Source organism: Stutzerimonas stutzeri (assembly GCF_024448955.1).
In the GTDB taxonomy this organism is placed as follows: Bacteria; Pseudomonadota; Gammaproteobacteria; order Pseudomonadales; family Pseudomonadaceae; genus Stutzerimonas; species Stutzerimonas stutzeri_AQ.
Genome location: NZ_JAMOIH010000001.1, coordinates 270,178 through 287,744 on the forward strand (window position 1 = coordinate 270,178; position 17,567 = coordinate 287,744).

Genomic DNA, 17,567 nt, shown 5'->3' on the forward strand with positions numbered 1-17,567 from the left:
GGATTCGATGTTCGGGTTGTGTTTTGGATGAAGGCTTTGAGGTCATAAACGTTTATCGAGTTGCTTGATGGCTTGGTTTCGCCCTGCTGGGCGAAACCAAGCCATCGGACAACTCAATAAACACTTATAAACCCAAACCTTCCAAACACAGGGATTGCCAGAGCCAAAACCCTAAATAGCCGTCGCCCCACCATCCACCGCCAACGCATGACCGGTGGTGAACGCCGCGCCGTCACTGCAAAGATAAAGCACCGCCGCCGCGATTTCCTCGGCCTTGCCGACCCGCCCAACCGGATGCATCGCCGCCGCGAACTCCGCCTTGCGCGGATCCGCCTCATAGGCACGGCGGAACATATCGGTATCGATCACCGCCGGACACACCGCATTCACACGAATGCCCTTCTTGGCATATTCGATCGCCGCCGATTTCGTCAGCCCGATCACCGCGTGTTTGGAGGCCGCGTAGATGCTCATCTTCGGCGCCGCGCCGAGCCCTGCGACCGATGCGGTGTTGACGATGGCGCCACCGCCCTGCGCCAGCATTACCGGCAGCTGATGCTTCATGCACAACCAGACGCCCTTGACGTTGACGCCCATGATGGCGTCGAACTCCGCCTCGCTGCCTTCGGCCAGACGACCCTTCTCGATCTCGATCCCGGCGTTGTTGAAGGCATAGTCGATGCGCCCGAAGGTCGTGACCGCCTGCTCGACCATTGCCTTGACCTGCTCGTCGCGAGTGACATCGCACTGCATGAATACCGCCTCGCCGCCTGCTACGCGAATGGCTTCGGCGCATGCCGCACCGCCGACCTCATCCAGATCCGCCACCACTACCTTCAGCCCCTGCTCGGCGAACGCCAGCGCCGTCGCGCGGCCAATGCCCGCCGCACCCCCGGTTACCAAAGCGACCTGCCCGGAAAAGGACATGCTCATGCTAGATACCTTGCTCGATTGAAATGAAGTGCCGAGTCCAAAAAGTGACTGCAAGCTAAACGCGGGTCATGGTTATACCGCCATCTCAAACGCGGATTAAGGGCTCGGGAGGGATATCACTCAGGCGGATGCCGCTGCATTCCAAGATTCCCGCCTTGCTTGCGCGGCCGGCCTCGGCGGGCTAAACCAAGGTTTTGCATAAACCGAGGTTTACATGGACACGACCAATCGCCAGTTCCTCTTGGCCAAGCGCCCGATCGGCGCCCCAACCCGCGACACCTTCGAATTCGTTGAAACGCCAGTGAGCGAGCCCGGCGCGAACCAGATTTTAGTCAAGGTGGAATACCTGTCGCTGGACCCGGCCATGCGCGGCTGGATGAACGATGCCAGATCCTATATTCCGCCGGTCGGCATCGGTGAAGTGATGCGCGCGCTTGGCGTGGGCAAGGTGATCGCCTCACAGCACCCGAATTTCGCTGAAGGCGATTACGTCAATGGCGCGCTGGGTGTGCAGGACTACTTCCTGGGCGAGCCGAAAGGTTTCTACAAGGTCGATCCGAATCAGGCGCCGTTGCCACGCTATCTGTCGGCGCTGGGCATGACAGGTATGACCGCCTACTTCGGCCTGCTGGCGGTGGGTGAGCCGAAAGCCGGCGAGACCGTGGTGCTGTCCGGCGCCGCCGGTGCGGTGGGCAGCGTGGCCGGGCAGATCGCGAAGATAAAAGGTTGTCACGTGGTTGGCATCGCTGGCGGCGCCGACAAGTGCCGCTTCCTTACCGAGGAGCTCGGTTTCGATGCTGCCATCGACTACAAGAGTGAAGACGTCGCCGCCGGCCTGAAACGCACCTGCCCGAAGGGCGTCGACGTATTCTTCGACAACGTCGGCGGCGATATTCTCGACGCGGTGCTGACGCGCATTACCGTCGGAGCCCGCATCGTCATCTGCGGCGCCATCAGCCAGTACAACAACAAGGAAGCGGTCAAGGGACCAGCCAACTACCTGTCCTTGCTGGTCAACCGTGCGCGCATGCAGGGCATGGTGGTGATGGACTACGTGCCGCGTTACTCCGAGGCCATGAAGGATATGGCCGGCTGGATGCAGAGCGGTGAGCTGAAGAGCAAGGAAGACATCGTCGAGGGTCTGGACACCTTCCCCGACACGTTGATGAAGCTCTTCACCGGCGGCAACTTCGGCAAGCTGGTATTGAAGGTCAGCTAAGCACGACGGGCAAAGCCGGTCGCCATGTCGATCGGCCTCTCAATCACGCCAGTTCTGCAACCACCGCAGCCAATGCCTGCGCCGGATCGGCTGCTTGGGCAATTGGACGGCCGATCACCAAGTAGTCGGAGCCGGCTGCCATCGCCTCGGCAGGGGTCAGAATGCGTCGCTGATCATCGGCCGCGCTGCCTGCCGGGCGAATCCCCGGCGTTACCAGCTGCAAGCCGGGAAACTGCGCCTTGAGCGGTTGCGCTTCCTGCGCTGAACATACCAGCCCATCCAACCCAGCCTGCGCTGCCAAACCCGCCAGACGCAACACCTGCTGCTGCGGAGCGAGGTCAAGGCCGATGTCGGCGAGGTCCGTCTGCTCCATGCTGGTCAGTACCGTGACGCCTATCAGTAACGGTGCGTGCCCGCCCGTCTTGTCCAAGGTTTCGCGGCAAGCCGCCATCATCCGCAGGCCACCCGAACAGTGCACGTTGACCATCCACACGCCCAGTTCCGCCGCCGCCTTGACCGCCATCGCCGTGGTGTTGGGGATGTCATGGAATTTCAGATCGAGAAACACCTCGAATCCTTGTGTCTGCAGCGCTTCGACTATTTGCGGACCACAACGGGTGAACAGCTCCTTGCCGACCTTGACTCGACAAAGCGCCGGATCGAGTTGGCCGGCCAGCGCCAACGCAGCATCACGGGACGGGAAATCGAGTGCAACGATGATGGGAGTCTGGCAAGTCATGGCGATTCCTCGGCAAATTTTCGGCGCGCATTGTCGCAGAAAAAACATCGTCCAGGCGGCACGCGAGGGCGTCGCCCGCCAGGCAGTCCAATTACACAATGGCGCAGCTACGGTTCGTGACGTAAGGTGAAATGAACCGCGTCGTCATCAGGAGTAAAGAACATGCCTTGGTATATCTGGTTATTGCTGGCCCTGGTGCTCGGTACGATCGTTGGCGGGCTTTTGATGCTGCGCGCCGGCGCCCGCAAGATCCCGCTCACCGAAGAGCAGAAACAACGAATTGCCCAACGCAACGCCGAAGCGGATGCCGAAGACGCGCGAAACAGGTAGCGCCTGCTCGACAGCCAACCGCCGGTCATGTCCCACCCGACCCATCACGCCGACTGGCCCGGCAGTCAAAGGGGGCTTTAGGCCTCCATCCAAGTAATCCGTCTGCCTCCTTTGAAGGAAGCATCAATGGCATCAGTTTTCTCTTCGTTCGGAGCCGGCGGCCCGAAGGCGCAGGTCGCTTTCTCCCGACGGATTCTGCCCGGCATCGCCTGCCTGCTGGCCGCAGCCCTGCTCGCCGCGGCGATCGCGGTGATACACATCGCCCGCACCATCGATCACGACGCCCTGTCTCTGGAACATTTTCTCGCTGGCAAAGCATTCGAGGCGCAGATGAATGGCATGTCCCGCCATGTCGCCGACAATGGATTCTGGGGCGACGCCTACGCCAACCTGAGCAAAGAGGTCAATCTGAACTGGGCCTACGAGCAGGCGAACCTCGGCCCTTCGCTGTACGACGATTTCGGCTATGAGGCGGTGTTGGTGATCGACGCCAGCGGTGAAACGACCTATTCGGTCATTCGCGGAGAGCTGGTGCGGATCGATGCGCGCGCCTGGCTAGGAAACGGACTCAACGCGTTGCTCGCCCAGGCCCGCGAAGCGCTGGAACAGGAAGAGACCGCCGTTGGCATGCTATCGGCGGAAGGCCACCCAGCCATGGTGGCTGCCGCCGTGATGACATCCGGCGACAGCGACGTCGAGGAGATGGACGATCCCGCCTCGATCCTGGTTTTCGCCGATGTGTTGGAGCCAAACAGATTGCTCGACTTGGGTCAGGCTTATGCGATCAACGGCCTGCGCCTGAACGGCAAAACCGCCCGGAGCAAGGATGAAGTGCTTGCCCTGCGGACGCTTGATGGATCGCCCCTGTCATTTACGTGGACGCTATCCCGGCCTGGCCGGTATCTGCTGTGGATGACCCTGCCGGTGATCGCGGCGGTCACCCTTGGCCTTGGTCTGCTTGCCTGGTTGCTGCTGCGTCAGGCGATGAAAACCGTACGGATGATGGACGCCAACTACGAGCGCCTTGCAAGAAGCCGTAGCGCACTGGCCGCCAGCGAAGAGCGCTTCCGCGACGTAGCGGAAGCTGCATCGGACTGGATCTGGGAAACCGACCAGAATGCCCGTCTGACGTATCTTTCCCGGCGTTTCGAGGAGATTACCGGCCACGATCCGGCCGCCTGGATTGGCCGACCCTTGATCGACCTTCTGATCACTGATCACGCGGCGCTGCAGGATTGGCTGGCCGCTCCGCACAAGACACCATTGCGCTGCAGTTACCAGGCGGCGAATGCCTGCGAGCGCCACTGCCGGCTATCCGCCCGTGGGATCTACCGAAACGACGAGCTGTTGGGCTACCGAGGCACCGCCAGTGATGTCACCGAGGAAACCCGGGCTCAGGCACGCGTTCAGTACCTTTCGCAGCACGACGCACTGACCGGCCTGCCCAATCGAAACCACTTGCGCGACTATCTGGATACTAAACTCGCTTCGCTCACCAGCGCATCCCGACTGACCGTCCTGTACATCGATCTGGACCGCTTCAAACCGGTGAACGACACATTGGGCCATAGCGCTGGTGACGAAGTACTGACCGGCGTATCCAGCCGCCTGACGCAGTGCATCAGGGCAGACGACCTGGTCGCGCGCCTGGGCGGCGACGAGTTCGTCATGGTGATGAGTCGCCTGCAGCACAACGAAGACATCGAGCAGCTTTGCGCGCGCGTCGTCGATGCGATCAGCGAACCCTTTTTCTATGAACGTACACAAATCCATATCGGTGCCAGCATCGGTATCGCGATAGCACCTACCGATGCGACGCAAGCCAATGAGCTGCTGCGCTGTGCGGATATCGCGTTGTATCAGGCCAAGGCGGGTGGCCGAGGAGCCTGGCGGTTCTACGGAAGCGAGATGGATAAACGATTGCTGGAGCGACGCCGACAGGAAGACGAACTTCGCCAGGCGATTTCCGAAGATCAGTTCGAGGTTCATTACCAACCTAGGTATTTCGGCGACGGCATGCGCATCATCGGCGCCGAGGCCCTGCTGCGCTGGAGGCATCCCGCTCACGGCCTGCTGCTGCCCGAGCATTTCATTCCGCTGGCTGAAGAAACCGGGCTGATAGATCCGCTCGGCGAATGGGTGCTACGTCAGGCCTGCATCGAGGCGGCAAGCTGGACAGGCGACATCATGGTTTCGGTCAACCTGTCACCCTTACAGTTACGCAACGATGAGCTGGTTGAAGTAGTTCAAGCGGCGCTGGAGCAGAGCGGGCTTGCGGCCAATCGCCTCGAACTCGAAGTAACCGAAACAGCGCTGCTCCAGGAAAGCCAGCGCACACTGGCGGTGCTCAGCGAGCTGAAAGCACTTGGCGTAAGGCTTGCCATGGATGACTTCGGTACTGGCTATTCCTCGCTCAGCAACCTGCGCAACTACCCGTTCGACACCATCAAGATCGATGGCAGCTTCGTTTCCGGCATGGAGCACTCCGTCGAGGATCACTCCATCGTCAAGGCGCTCATCGAACTCGGGCATGGTTTGCGCATGCGCGTCACGGCCGAGGGCGTTGAAACCTCGGAACAATTGAAACGACTTCTCGCCAATGGGTGCAGCGAAATGCAGGGTTTCTACATGAGCCATCCGCTCATGACCACGGACTTCCGTGCCCTGCTGAGCGGCGTCGAGACCGAGCCCCTGGGTCGCAATCCTGCATGAGCGCCAGATCAGCGCTTGAGCTCGAAATTGATCTGGGCCCCGTCGATCAGCGCATCGTCGCGTTCCAGCCCCGGCAACAGACTGCCGCTCATTTGCACCGAGCGAGAGTCCTCGCCTGATTCGAACAACGGCGGCAGTAGCTTCAAGGCCGCTGCGTCCTGGGCAGGTTCGAGCTCCTCGGCCCAATCCTCGGGAAGACTCAAATCCAGCTCCGGCTCGGGCAACTCGACCTGCTCGACCGCGACCTTTTTCTTCGGCGCGGCCGAAGCGGGCTTCGATTCGGCTGCCGGCACGACTCGCTCGGATGGCAACTCTTCGGGATCTCCCGCAGTAACAGGCTCGAGTTCGATCTCGATTTTCGGTGGGGTATCAGTTTCTCGTTGCACGGGCGCGGTTGCGGCGCTCCGATCGACCGAAGGCTGGACCTCAGGCGCAGCCGGCGGACCAGGCTGGGACGGTAGATCGTCTCCATCGCAGGCGCCCAGAAAAAGCAGCGCAAGCAGCAAACTCGACCATTTCATCTGCCAACGTCCTCCTTCCAGACGATGTGAAAACCACGGCACTCGACCAACCGATTTATCGCAGTTAAACACGCGTGCACGACAGCTCACCGGTTTGCCGTGCCTTGCTCTAGGTTCCCGCCCTACCCGTTCGGTTCATTGACCTGCCGACATAGCTCCCCTGCCAGCTCGCCAAGGGTCTTCAATGCCCGCTCCGCTTCGGCCGTCAGTGGCAATGCACAATTGAGCCTCACACAGTGGTTGAACTGCTCGGTGTTACTGAAAATAAGGCCGGGCGCGATGCTGATTCCGCGCTTCAGGGCCTGCTGATGCAATTCCTTGGCATTGACCCGAGCCGGCAGGCTGACCCAAAGGATGAACCCCCCGGTTGGCCGCGTCATTTGCGTGCCCTCTGGAAAGTAACGCTGCACCGCCAACTGAACGGCACTCAGGTTCTTACGATACTCATGGCGGATGTATCGCAGATGGCGATCGTACCCACCGTTTTCCAGATACGCCGAAACCGCCATCTGTGTGACGCTGCAGGCCGAATGCGTGCTGAACGTCTGCAGGCGCTGTATTTCTTCTCGATAACGACCGGGAACGATCCAGCCGATGCGCACACCTGGCGAGATCGTCTTGGAGAAGCTTGAGCAGTAGATCACTCGCCCCTCTCGATCATTGGATTTGAGCGCCTTGATCGATCCCGCATCAAACAGCAGCTCGCCGTAGATATCGTCCTCAACGATTTGGATGTCGAAACTCGCTGCCAGTTTCAGCAACTGCTTCTGCCGCGCGTCGGGTACGCTGCCTCCCAGCGGATTGCTCAAGCGCGCCGTCAACACCAGGGCTTTGATTGGCCATTGGCTGGCGGCCAGCTGCAGCGCTTCCAGGCTGAGTCCGGTATCCGGATCGCAGGGAATTTCGATGACCTTGAGCCCGAGCAGGTCGGCCAGCTGCAGCAAACCGTAGTAGCTGGGCGACTCGGCGGCGATCAGGTCGCCCGGTTTGGTCAGCACCCGCAACGACATCTGCAGCGCGTCGACACAACCGTGGGTGATCACCACTTCGTCCGGCCCGACGACCACGCCGGCGTCGCGCATGCGAATCGCCACTTGCCGGCGCAACGGCTCGTAACCGGGGCTGAACATATAGCTGAACGCCCGCTGGCTCTGAAAGCGAGTGACTTTGGCGAGCTGTTGATGCAGGGCGCGAGCCGGCAAGTAGTCCACGTGAGGCACGGCGGCGCCCAGCGGAATAAGCCCGTCGCGGCGTGATTCGCTGAGAACCTGATTGATGATGCTGCTGCGCGTGACCAGGGTTGGCCGCTCGACTTGCGCGATGTCCGGAGTAGGCGCGGTCAGCGCCGGCGTGTGGTGAACGTAGAAGCCTGATTGCGGACGCGCCCGGATCATTCCCTGATCTTCGAGATTGGCATAGGCCTGCAGGACCGTCGCATGGCTGACGTTCAGCTGCATGCTCATCTTGCGCACCGAGGGCACGCGCTCGCCCGGACGATAGACGCCGCGGCGGATGTCTTCGGCAAGCTGATGTGCGATGCGCTGATAAAGCAACAGATTGGTCATTTCGTCCGGCTCCGGCAACTGAACCATAACAGTAGTACAACACCGTTATGCGAAACCAATACAGTTACCGGCGAACTCGCCGACACAGTCAGTTACGTTTGCAGTCGATTGATCAACGAGCGCTGCCCAGCTGCCCTTGTTCGTCCGAAAATAGGATCTCGACCCGCCGGTTCTGCGCACGTCCGCGCGCCGACGCGTTCTCAGCGACGCGATACTGCTCGCCGTAGCCGAACATTTCCATGCGCGCTGCGTCGATCCCCAGGCTCTGTAGAAAATTACCCACTGATTGGGCGCGTGCCTGCGACAAGGCGAGGTTCTCGGCCGCACCGCCCCGGTTATCGGTGTACCCCTCGATGCGGATCTTGCGCTTGGGATTGAGCTGTAGAAAATGCACGACCTTGAGCAAGGTGCGATGGGCTGATGAACTCAGTTCGGCGCTGTTGGCCCTGAACAATACATCGCCCAGGGTCATCACCAAGCCGCGTTCGGTTTCGGCGGCCGCCAGGCCGATCATCTGATCTTCAAGCCAGCGGCCCTGTTGTTGCAGATCGAGCAGCTTGGCTTCCTGGAGAGCCTGGCGCAGGCGCTCCCACTCCATTGCCTGCTGGGTAGCGAGCCGCTGATGCTGCAACTGCTCGCTGTGCTGTCGAGCAATCTCGCTGTAGCGCTCGGCGAGATAAGCGTAGTGGCCAACATCCTCCGCACTACCCCAGTAGTCGGCAAAACGCTTGGCTCTGTCCAGCGACTCGGCCGCGCGCATCACGTCTTTGGGAGCATCGTGAAGCACTTGTTGATCCTCACTGACGCTTTGGAACGCGGCAGCTGCTTGTTCCAGCTGCTGTTGCGATTCTTGCGTGGCACAGCCCTGGAGCCCAACGAGGGACGCCAGCAATACAGGCGCGAGGAAAATAGGCTTCACTGCGATGCCCTCAGCTGCTCACGTAGCCGTTCGATACGACGGCTTACCTCTACCAGCTCTTGCTTGCTTTTATCGTTAAGCACCTTTGCCTCAGCCAGCCGAGCATCGAGTTCAGCTTTTTCGGCGTGCAAGCGTGCTAACCGATAATCTTCGTCTTTCATCGCAGCGACGGCAGCCGCCAGTGACTGTTCGGCCAATACGAATTCCGGAGTCGTCTGCGAGGCGCCAACTGAACGGGCCTGAGTCAACGCTTGCTCGGTCAGGCGCAGCTGTTCGGTGGGTGCTGGATCGCTGGCACAGCCGATCATCATCGACAGCACCAAAGTGCATGGAAGAAATCTTGTCAAAGTAGCGTTCCTAGCGTTGCGAATCGCCTGACGGCGCCGGTTGCCGTTGCTTCCACCGCTCGAGATTCTCTACCAGCAGCTGCTGCGGCACTCCGGCGGCGCGCAATTCTGTCATTTTTATCGCCAGCTGTCCGCGCAGCCAAGGGCTGTTGCAGGCCGAATCGTGCGCCACAGCGAAGTGCATGCCGCGGCTACCGACAGATGGCTCAAGCCGCTGCATGTCGTCCAGCACCCCCTGCGATCCGGCTTGCGCGACGGCACTGTAGCGCTCATGCAGTATGTAATCGACCTGAGCAGCCATCAGCCTTTTCACGGCTTCCGCCAGGGAGGGAGCCGAACTCAAGCGAAGATTGCTCTTTGCATACGACTCGAATTCGCCACCGAAGCGAGTCGTCGCGGCGTAAGCACCTGGCCGGCCCTTCAGCTCTTCACGACTGGAATAGAAAAAACCCGGCTCGTTGCGCACCCAAGCGGCCATTTCCAAGGCGGTGATGGAAGGATGAATGAAGTCCAGGTGCGCCAGCTCCTTCGTGCTGAGCACCGCATCGGCCAGCAGGTCTACGCGGCCGCTGCGAACCTCCTCGAGCGCCTTGCCGCTATCGCCGGTGTAAAGAACCTCGAGTTTAAGATCGAGCGAGTCGGTGATCTTCTTCAGCAGCTCGGCGTTCGCACCCACTAGACGCTTGGGGTTCTGTGGGTCGCGCCACAGGAATGGCGGGTTATCCGCGCCACCGGTCGCGATTAGCCGGTCGCACTTCGAAGCCGCCGCGCCCGCTGCAAAGGGCGCTGCCAGCAGCAAGGCGATCAAAGCGGACTGAACGGCACAGCGCATGGAGAACCTCGTCATTCGAATTCGGACAGGCGCCACCGGCGCCAAGCCGGATGTTACCACTGGCCGCCGCAGCCGAGCGCCCACAAAAAACCCGCTGCGAGAGCGGGTTTTTTTGAGGCGGCTCGATTAAACGAGCTGCTCGAGCTCCGGCACGATCTCGAACAAGTCACCCACCAGGCCGTAATCGGCGACCTGGAAGATTGGCGCTTCTTCGTCTTTGTTGATCGCGACGATCACCTTGGAGTCCTTCATACCGGCCAGGTGCTGAATGGCACCGGAGATACCCACGGCGATGTACAGCTGCGGCGCGACGATCTTGCCGGTCTGGCCGACCTGCATGTCGTTCGGCACGAAACCCGCATCGACCGCTGCGCGCGAAGCGCCAACGGCAGCGCCGAGCTTGTCGGCCAGCGAGTACAGGTGCTTGAAGTTGTCGCCGTTGCCCATGCCGCGACCGCCGGAAACGACGATCTTGGCGGCGGTCAGCTCGGGACGGTCGGACTTGGCCAGCTCTTCACCCACGAATGCGGAGATGCCCTTGTCGCCAGTACCCGAAACCTGCTCGACCGCAGCCGAACCACCTTCTGCCTTGACCGGATCGAAACCGGTGGCACGCACGGTGATCACCTTGATCGGTGCGCTGGACTGAACGGTGGCGATGGCGTTACCGGCATAGATCGGGCGCTTGAAGGTATCGTCGCTCTCGACGGCGATGATCTCGGAGATCTGATCGACATCCAGCTGGGCGGCCACACGCGGCAGGAAGTTCTTGCCGTTGGTGGTGGCGGCAGCCAGTACATGGCTGTAATCCTTGGCCAGGCCAGCAATCAGCGGCGCGACGTTTTCCGGCAGCTGGTTGGCGTAGGCTGCATCGTCGGCGACCAGTACCTTGGATACGCCTTCGATCTTGGCAGCCGCTTCGCCGATGGCGCCACAGCCTGAGCCGGCCACCAGTACGTGGATGTCGCCACCGATGGCTTTTGCGGCAGCAACGGTGTTGAGGGTCGCAGCAGCCAGAACGGCGTTGTTGTGTTCAGCGATAACCAGGATAGTCATTTAGATTACCTTCGCCTCGTTCTTCAGTTTCTCGACCAGTTCAGCCACGGACTTGACCTTGATACCGGCGCTGCGAGCAGCTGGCGCTTCGACTTTCAGTGTCTTCACGGTGGAGGTGGTGGTGACACCCAGCGCATCTGGAGTCAGCACTTCCAGCGGCTTCTTCTTGGCCTTCATGATGTTCGGCAGCGACGCGTAGCGCGGCTCGTTCAGGCGAAGGTCGGTGGTGACGATCGCCGGCAGGTTCAGCGCAACGGTCTGTGCGCCGCCATCGATTTCGCGCTCGACCTTGACCTTGTCGCCTTCCACTTCGACCTTAGAGGCGAAGGTGCCCTGGGCGTAGCCCGTCAGCGCGCCGAGCATCTGGCCGGTCTGGTTGTTGTCGCTGTCGATAGCCTGCTTGCCAAGGATGACCAGCTGCGGCTGTTCCTTATCGACTACAGCCTTCAGCAGCTTGGCCACGGCCAGGGAGTTGAGTTCTTCGGTCGACTCGACCAGCACAGCGCGATCGGCACCCAGTGCCAGTGCGGTGCGCAGCTGCTCCTGGGCAGCGGTCGGACCAATGGAAACCACGACGATTTCGCTCGCCACGCCCTTTTCTTTCAGGCGTACGGCTTCTTCCACGGCGATTTCGCAGAAGGGGTTCATCGACATCTTGACGTTGGCGAGGTCGACGCCGGAGTTGTCCGCCTTGACGCGAACCTTGACGTTGTAATCGACCACTCGTTTGACAGCTACAAGAATCTTCATGGATTCCTCGTTACTCTCCGGTGAATAGAATTTCGCCGAGGCGAACCGAGCCGTGCTCGAGATCCGGGCCATTGATCGGCCATCAGACTGTTCGGCGAGCGCAAACTGCCCGTATCTTGACTGCAGGCAATAGCCGGGGTCAATAACGCATATACCCAGCTATAAACGCAGTTTCGCCATACTAAACAGGCTCGAGAAAAATTCAAACAAACGTTTGTATTGGACCCTTTACGGCGGCTATATATAATGCGCCAGCTCGGCTTGATCAGGGACACGATCCAGCCCTCCATCTATAGAACAATCAAGCCTTGAGTAGGAGATAGCCAATGGAACGCGAATACATGGAATTCGACGTAGTCATCGTCGGTGCCGGCCCCGCGGGCCTGTCCGCTGCCTGCCGACTGAAACAACGAGCCGCTGATGCCGGAAAGGAAATCAGCGTTTGCGTCGTCGAGAAGGGTTCCGAAGTAGGCGCCCACATTCTGTCTGGCGCCGTGTTCGAACCGCGCGCACTGAATGAACTGTTCCCCAACTGGAAAGAACTCGAAGCGCCGCTCAACACCCCGGTCAAGCGCGACGATATCTATCTGCTCAAGAACGCCGAAGCGGCTCGCAAGCTGCCCAATGCATTGGTCCCCAAGACCATGCATAACGAGGGCAACTACATCATTTCGCTCGGCAACCTTTGCCGCTGGCTGGCCCAGCAGGCGGAGAACCTGGGCGTCGAAATCTACCCGGGTTTTGCTGCCCAGGAAGCGCTCATCGATGAACAGGGCGTGGTACGCGGCATTCTCACCGGTGATCTCGGTGTGGACCGCGAAGGCAACCCGAAAGAAGGCATGTACACGCCCGGCATGGAACTGCGTGCGAAGTACACGCTGTTCGCCGAAGGCTGCCGCGGTCATATCGGCAAGCAGCTGATCAATCGTTTCCAGCTCAATGCCAATGTCGATCCGCAACATTACGGCATCGGCATCAAGGAGCTGTGGGACATCGACCCGGCCAAGCACGAGCAGGGCCTGGTCGTGCATACCGCAGGGTGGCCGCTGGATGACGAAAACACTGGCGGCTCGTTCCTCTATCACTTGGAAAACAACCAGGTGGTGGTCGGCCTGATCGTCGACCTGTCGTACAGCAACCCGTTCCTTTCGCCGTTCGACGAGTTCCAGCGCTACAAGCATCACCCAGTGATCAAGCAGTACCTGGAAGGCGGCAAGCGTGTTTCCTATGGTGCACGCGCTATTGCCAAGGGCGGCATCAACAGCTTGCCGAAGATGGTCTTCAACGGCGGCGCGCTGATCGGCTGCGATGCCGGCACACTGAACTTCGCCAAGATCAAGGGCAGCCACACCGCCATGAAATCCGGCATGCTGGCCGCCGAAGCGGTAGCTGACGCCTTGTTCGCGGGTCGCGAGGGTGGTGACGAGCTGACCGGCTACGAAGAAGGCTTCAAGGCCAGCTGGCTCTACCAGGAGCTGTACGCCAGCCGCAACTTCGGCGCCGCGATTCACAAGTGGGGCGCAGTCAAGGGCGGCGCGTTCAACTTCATCGATCAGAACATCTTCGGCGGCAAGATTCCGTTCACGCTGCATGACACTAAGCCGGATTACGCATGCCTGAAGACCGCAGCAGAATCGAAGAAGATCGACTATCCCAAGCCTGACGGCAAGCTCAGCTTCGACAAGCTCAGCTCGGTGTTCCTCTCCAACACCAACCATGAAGAGGAGCAGCCGGTTCACCTCAAGCTGACCGATCCAAGCATTCCGATCGAGAAGAACCTGCCGCTGTACGACGAACCAGCGCAGCGCTACTGCCCGGCAGGCGTATATGAAGTGGTGGCCAACGACGATGGTGGCAAGCGCTTCCAGATCAACGCGCAGAACTGCGTGCACTGCAAGACCTGCGACATCAAGGATCCTGCTCAGAATATTACCTGGGTAGCGCCGGAAGGGACCGGGGGGCCCAACTACCCCAACATGTAAAACAAGAAAGGCTCCCGCGGGAGCCTTTTTCGTATCTGCTGCTTCGCCTGATCGAAGCGTGAATCCCGAAGGATGGTGTTGGTTATTCTACGCGACCAATCGGAAAAAATTGACCTCGACTCCAGACACCTAGCCAACCGGCACCATCTATATCTCGCGGCACGGCCAGTTCCACCAACTGATAGAAGACGTTGCGATGAATCAGCGCTTCGAGGTTGGCCCGCACATGCACGTAGGGCGCCGGCTCTTGACTCGCTGGGTCAAGTTCGACGCGCATGGGATGCTCCGGCCCAGCCTCGACCTCATCGCCAACATTGGTGACGAAGCGAAGCACCTGCGCCTCGCCACTCCCTTCCACTTCCAGCCCAACCGCCACGAAAGGCGCATCGTCCACCTTGATGCCAACCTTTTCCACCGGCGTCACCAGGAAGTAATCATCGCCGTCGCGCCGGATGACCGTGGAAAACAGCCGTACCATCGCGGGCCTGCCGATCGGCGTGCCCATATAAAACCAACTGCCGTCCCGGTCGATGCGCATGTCCAGATCGCCACAGAACGGCGGGTCCCATAGGTGCACCGGTGGCAGCCCCTTCTTTTCGGCCTTCGGAATCTGGCTCAGCAGATCCGCGGCTTTCCCAGAATTGCTCATAAGCCACTCCTCAGCGACTAAGGCCTGTCAGGCGCCGGGCATAGTCGCGTAAAGGCGGACCCAACAGTACCTGTGGCGTCGCATCATAAATGTTCAACAGTCCGCCACGGCTTCGAATACGCGCCGTATCGACCAGGTATCGGCTGCCGGTCTCGATGAGCATCAGCTGAATCACGCTGGTGTCCACACCCAGACGATCCAGAGCGCGCTGATCGTTGAACTCATCGAAGCTGCCGATGCGGTCGTCTGCAGCGGCAAATCGCGTGTATAGCAAGTAATGGGCACCTGCGGAGGCCGCCTGGTTCAACGCTTCTTCCAACCCGGCAGGTTCAGGGGCACGACGGACGAGCGGAAAATACTCGACGAAGCCCTTGAACGCCTCCTCGGCAACCACATTTGGCCGTGGATAAGCATCGCCCGGCGGGACGAAGTGTCCCTGCGCGATATAGATGAACGAATCGGGCTGTAGACGCCAGGATGCCGATCTCACTGTCTCACTGTGATCGAGAATGCCCACGTCTCGCAATTGATGGCGAGTACCCTCAGCCATATCGCTGACCTTCATACACCCGCTCAATAGGAACACGGCTGCGATAAGGCTCCACATTTTCATCATCGTTGCTGCCTCTGACGGGAAACCGGCGGATAGCAAAGCGATGCAGCAAACGAGCCAGTTCCACCAAGAGCTAGGGCAACCCCGCCACGCATAGCGCAGCGGATTTGCCATGGTGCTGTGGTCTGAGCCGACAGTATCGCCTTGCCCGGTCGAAAATGCTCCCTTGGCGCTCGATAGCGGACGATATCCGCAGCGAAACAACGAATGCATTGCAACGACTAAAAACCCGAGTTCAACGAAGAGTGCTTGCTATACGTCGTTCTTTCTGACGACAGCCGCGCCCCACCGGGAAACTGCAACAAGCGTAGTCAAGTACGCCGGCTGCGGTCGAGTCAAAGTCGTAGCGGTCGTCCCGGTACTCGTCCCAGTCCTTGAGCATTGCAATGGAGAGAGGCCGGCTCGATCAACCGTGCGTGTCGTTTCCATCGCACGGCTGGTGGCTGATCGAGTCATAAGCCTGACGAAACGGATCTGGAGGCTTAATGACCAATCAAGAACAACTGGCCCTGCTTGAGGAGCTCTTGCTTGCGCGTGGTCCCGCAGGCCAGGAGGAAGAAGTAAGGGAAATCTGCCGACGCGAATTGGAACAGTGCTGCGACGAGGTCTGGCAGGATCCAGCAGCAAACCTCATCGGCTGCATCAAGGCTGTCGGCGTTCCGCGCGATGAAGCAGAGCGCCTTTCAACGCGCGTGATGGCCCATCAGGATGAGATTGCGATGGTCGTCAAACGCATAGACGCTGATGGTCGCTTGAGGGTTGTGGCGCTGGGCGGGGCGTTTCCAGTCAACTTCGGTATGTGCCCGGTGGATATTCTTGCAGACACACAAACGGTTGCCGGCGCACTGTCCTTCGGCACCATGCACGGGACGAGCGAATCGAGCCAGTCGATGCACGTGCTCAAGGGTGACGTGCAATGGTCCGACGTGCATGTGATTACCCGTTACAGCAAGGCGGAACTCGGCGAGCTGGGCGTGCGCGCCGGCACGCGGGTGGTACTGAGCCAGCATTGGCGCAAGCCATTCCTAATACGAGATTGCGTTGCAGCTCACTTCCTCGATGATCGAGCACCTGTCGTTGCGGCGCTCGTAGCCGCCAGACGCCTGGCAGAGCGACGAGATGAGTTGCGCGGCGACGTGCTAATTGTCCTGACGACCAATGAAGAAGAAACCAACTCCGGGGCGCAGTATGCGGCCCGGACCTTGCCTGGCTCGGTGTGCATCGCGCTTGAGGTTGGGCCGATAGCCGCCGAGTACGATACGCGCCTGGCGCTCGACCCCATCGTGCTGACCGGTGATGAGAAGGGCTACTACTCCAAGCAGGTATCGGATGGCCTGCTTAAAGCGGCTGAACGCTGCGGTTACTGTCCACAGCCTGCCTTAATGCCCGGGTTCGCGTCGGATGCCAGTGCCGTGCTCGGTTCGGGATCCTCACCCCGCGCCGCTTGCCTGGCGATTCCAACCGAGAACACGCACGGCTACGAGGTCATCTTGCAAGAGAGCATGGAAGCGTGCGCTAGAACGCTGGTCGAATATCTGGTTTCACTCGAATAGCGCGCCGCGTTTAGATTGCGGTCGTTGGGATAGAGGCTTGTTGCAAGCCTGCCATTCGGAGAGCGCACCTCAACCGGAACGACCGACTTGATATCGCGGATGGGGATGCGCTCAACGGGTTACAGCTCTGTTTGCCCGGCCGCCTTTTCACCTGACGCGGTGGGCTAATCGCGCTTGCGCTTATTACCCATACGCACACCAATATCCATCAGGAACTGGAAGAAACCTTCCTGATCTTCCAGCACATTGCTCCAGAACGGAGAGTGATAAAGCGCTACCGCACCATGCACCAGTGCCCAGGCGGCGCAATAGTGAAAATAAGGAGGCACATCTTCCAGCTTGCCTTCGGAGATGCGCCCTTTGATCAGCTGGGTCAGATGCTCGAAGTTGGAGGCGCGAATGCGATGGAGCTCCTCGACCAAATCCGGAACCTGATTACCCTTGACGACTTTCTCCTCGAGGCGGTCGAACAAGCGATAACGCTGCGGATCACCCATACGGAACTCGAAATAGGCACGCGATAGTGCTTCTTTGTCCTGGTCCAGATTGGGCGCATGTAGAAGCTCATTCAGATCCCGCTCGTAATCGAGCATAAGCCGCAGGTAAATCTCGGCCTTGGATTTGAAATGCTTGTAGATGGTGCCTTTGCCGATGCCAACCATGTCGGCGATCATCTCGACGGTAACGCTGTCCTCTCCCTGCTCCAAGAACAGCTGGAGCGCAGTATCGAGAATCTCTTGCTCGCGACGGCGGAATTCGCGGACCTTCCGGGGTTCAGTTTGCATAAGAAGCTGCCGCTCAGAGTAGAAGCAGACGATTATGCCTATCCAGTCAGAAAATGCACGGA

17 protein-coding genes are annotated in these 17,567 nt (G+C 59.9%); 5 read left to right on the plus strand and 12 right to left on the minus strand.

The annotated features are described in order from the left end of the window. Positions 1-171: 171 nt before the first annotated feature. Complete coding sequence (locus NA645_RS01310) at positions 172-933, minus strand: SDR family oxidoreductase (RefSeq protein WP_256047144.1); 762 nt, start codon at positions 931-933, stop codon at positions 172-174. Between the two features lie 214 nt (positions 934-1,147). Here NA645_RS01310 and NA645_RS01315 point away from each other — a divergent pair, with 214 nt between their 5' ends. Next, on the plus strand, positions 1,148-2,152 hold the full coding sequence (locus NA645_RS01315) for an NADP-dependent oxidoreductase (protein ID WP_256047145.1): 1,005 nt from the start codon (positions 1,148-1,150) through the stop codon (positions 2,150-2,152). A gap of 43 nt (positions 2,153-2,195) precedes the next feature. Here the strand turns inward: NA645_RS01315 and pyrF are convergent, their stop codons facing one another. Beyond that, positions 2,196-2,891 carry an orotidine-5'-phosphate decarboxylase gene (pyrF, locus tag NA645_RS01320; protein ID WP_256047146.1) on the minus strand — a complete coding sequence of 232 codons (696 nt, stop codon included), beginning with the start codon at positions 2,889-2,891 and terminating at the stop codon, positions 2,196-2,198. 162 nt (positions 2,892-3,053) lie between these two features. On the opposite strand from pyrF, the gene NA645_RS01325 reads away from it, so the two are divergent. Beyond that, positions 3,054-3,221, plus strand: a complete 168-nt coding sequence (locus tag NA645_RS01325) for a DUF2897 family protein (RefSeq protein ID WP_131650080.1) — start codon at positions 3,054-3,056, stop codon at positions 3,219-3,221. A gap of 126 nt (positions 3,222-3,347) precedes the next feature. Then, the gene (locus NA645_RS01330) at positions 3,348-5,933 is read left to right on the plus strand and encodes a bifunctional diguanylate cyclase/phosphodiesterase (RefSeq protein ID WP_256047147.1); all 2,586 of its coding nucleotides are present in this window, start codon (positions 3,348-3,350) and stop codon (positions 5,931-5,933) included. Positions 5,934-5,941: 8 nt separating this feature from the next. Here the strand turns inward: NA645_RS01330 and NA645_RS01335 are convergent, their stop codons facing one another. From NA645_RS01335 to NA645_RS01365, 7 genes are all read right to left on the minus strand, one after another. Continuing rightward, a complete protein-coding gene (locus NA645_RS01335) occupies positions 5,942-6,454 on the minus strand; it encodes a hypothetical protein (RefSeq protein WP_256047148.1) in 513 nt (170 codons plus the stop codon). A 122-nt stretch (positions 6,455-6,576) separates the two neighbouring features. Continuing rightward, on the minus strand, positions 6,577-8,019 hold the full coding sequence (locus NA645_RS01340) for a PLP-dependent aminotransferase family protein (protein WP_256047149.1): 1,443 nt from the start codon (positions 8,017-8,019) through the stop codon (positions 6,577-6,579). Positions 8,020-8,131: 112 nt separating this feature from the next. Then, positions 8,132-8,944 (minus strand): OmpA family protein, encoded by an 813-nt coding sequence (locus NA645_RS01345; RefSeq protein WP_423836552.1) that lies wholly within the window; start codon positions 8,942-8,944, stop codon positions 8,132-8,134. Further along, positions 8,935-9,246, minus strand: a complete 312-nt coding sequence (locus NA645_RS01350; RefSeq protein ID WP_256047276.1) for a DUF4398 domain-containing protein — start codon at positions 9,244-9,246, stop codon at positions 8,935-8,937. The genes NA645_RS01345 and NA645_RS01350 overlap by 10 nt, the downstream gene beginning before the upstream one ends. Positions 9,247-9,295: 49 nt before the next feature. Then, the gene (locus NA645_RS01355) at positions 9,296-10,117 is read right to left on the minus strand and encodes a substrate-binding periplasmic protein (protein ID WP_256047151.1); all 822 of its coding nucleotides are present in this window, start codon (positions 10,115-10,117) and stop codon (positions 9,296-9,298) included. A gap of 126 nt (positions 10,118-10,243) precedes the next feature. After that, the gene (locus tag NA645_RS01360; RefSeq protein ID WP_256047152.1) at positions 10,244-11,173 is read right to left on the minus strand and encodes an electron transfer flavoprotein subunit alpha/FixB family protein; all 930 of its coding nucleotides are present in this window, start codon (positions 11,171-11,173) and stop codon (positions 10,244-10,246) included. After that, the gene (locus NA645_RS01365; protein ID WP_256047153.1) at positions 11,174-11,923 is read right to left on the minus strand and encodes an electron transfer flavoprotein subunit beta/FixA family protein; all 750 of its coding nucleotides are present in this window, start codon (positions 11,921-11,923) and stop codon (positions 11,174-11,176) included. 326 nt (positions 11,924-12,249) lie between these two features. Here NA645_RS01365 and NA645_RS01370 point away from each other — a divergent pair, with 326 nt between their 5' ends. Beyond that, a complete protein-coding gene (locus NA645_RS01370) occupies positions 12,250-13,905 on the plus strand; it encodes an electron transfer flavoprotein-ubiquinone oxidoreductase (protein ID WP_256047154.1) in 1,656 nt (551 codons plus the stop codon). 82 nt (positions 13,906-13,987) lie between these two features. On the opposite strand, the gene NA645_RS01375 is transcribed toward NA645_RS01370, so the two are convergent. Together NA645_RS01375 and NA645_RS01380 are read right to left on the minus strand one after the other, a co-directional pair. Then, positions 13,988-14,554 carry a DUF1285 domain-containing protein gene (locus tag NA645_RS01375; RefSeq protein ID WP_256047155.1) on the minus strand — a complete coding sequence of 189 codons (567 nt, stop codon included), beginning with the start codon at positions 14,552-14,554 and terminating at the stop codon, positions 13,988-13,990. 10 nt (positions 14,555-14,564) lie between these two features. Continuing rightward, positions 14,565-15,170 (minus strand): DUF4823 domain-containing protein, encoded by a 606-nt coding sequence (locus NA645_RS01380; protein ID WP_423836553.1) that lies wholly within the window; start codon positions 15,168-15,170, stop codon positions 14,565-14,567. Positions 15,171-15,652: 482 nt separating this feature from the next. Here NA645_RS01380 and NA645_RS01385 point away from each other — a divergent pair, with 482 nt between their 5' ends. Beyond that, positions 15,653-16,720, plus strand: coding sequence for a M20/M25/M40 family metallo-hydrolase (locus tag NA645_RS01385; protein ID WP_256047156.1), 1,068 nt, complete (start codon positions 15,653-15,655; stop codon positions 16,718-16,720). Positions 16,721-16,884: 164 nt separating this feature from the next. On the opposite strand, the gene NA645_RS01390 is transcribed toward NA645_RS01385, so the two are convergent. Further along, positions 16,885-17,505 (minus strand): TetR/AcrR family transcriptional regulator, encoded by a 621-nt coding sequence (locus NA645_RS01390; RefSeq protein WP_256047157.1) that lies wholly within the window; start codon positions 17,503-17,505, stop codon positions 16,885-16,887. Between the last annotated feature and the right edge of the window lie 62 nt (positions 17,506-17,567).

Coding starts and splice junctions, on each gene's coding strand:
- NA645_RS01310 (WP_256047144.1), bottom strand. CDS start 933: ATGAGCATGTCCTTTTCCGGGCAGGTCGCTTTGGTAACCGGGGGTGCG.
- NA645_RS01315 (WP_256047145.1), top strand. CDS start 1,148: ATGGACACGACCAATCGCCAGTTCCTCTTGGCCAAGCGCCCGATCGGC.
- pyrF (WP_256047146.1), bottom strand. CDS start 2,891: ATGACTTGCCAGACTCCCATCATCGTTGCACTCGATTTCCCGTCCCGT.
- NA645_RS01325 (WP_131650080.1), top strand. CDS start 3,054: ATGCCTTGGTATATCTGGTTATTGCTGGCCCTGGTGCTCGGTACGATC.
- NA645_RS01330 (WP_256047147.1), top strand. CDS start 3,348: ATGGCATCAGTTTTCTCTTCGTTCGGAGCCGGCGGCCCGAAGGCGCAG.
- NA645_RS01335 (WP_256047148.1), bottom strand. CDS start 6,454: ATGAAATGGTCGAGTTTGCTGCTTGCGCTGCTTTTTCTGGGCGCCTGC.
- NA645_RS01340 (WP_256047149.1), bottom strand. CDS start 8,019: ATGACCAATCTGTTGCTTTATCAGCGCATCGCACATCAGCTTGCCGAA.
- NA645_RS01350 (WP_256047276.1), bottom strand. CDS start 9,246: ATGATCGGCTGTGCCAGCGATCCAGCACCCACCGAACAGCTGCGCCTG.
- NA645_RS01355 (WP_256047151.1), bottom strand. CDS start 10,117: ATGCGCTGTGCCGTTCAGTCCGCTTTGATCGCCTTGCTGCTGGCAGCG.
- NA645_RS01360 (WP_256047152.1), bottom strand. CDS start 11,173: ATGACTATCCTGGTTATCGCTGAACACAACAACGCCGTTCTGGCTGCT.
- NA645_RS01365 (WP_256047153.1), bottom strand. CDS start 11,923: ATGAAGATTCTTGTAGCTGTCAAACGAGTGGTCGATTACAACGTCAAG.
- NA645_RS01370 (WP_256047154.1), top strand. CDS start 12,250: ATGGAACGCGAATACATGGAATTCGACGTAGTCATCGTCGGTGCCGGC.
- NA645_RS01375 (WP_256047155.1), bottom strand. CDS start 14,554: ATGAGCAATTCTGGGAAAGCCGCGGATCTGCTGAGCCAGATTCCGAAG.
- NA645_RS01380 (WP_423836553.1), bottom strand. CDS start 15,170: ATGATGAAAATGTGGAGCCTTATCGCAGCCGTGTTCCTATTGAGCGGG.
- NA645_RS01385 (WP_256047156.1), top strand. CDS start 15,653: ATGACCAATCAAGAACAACTGGCCCTGCTTGAGGAGCTCTTGCTTGCG.
- NA645_RS01390 (WP_256047157.1), bottom strand. CDS start 17,505: ATGCAAACTGAACCCCGGAAGGTCCGCGAATTCCGCCGTCGCGAGCAA.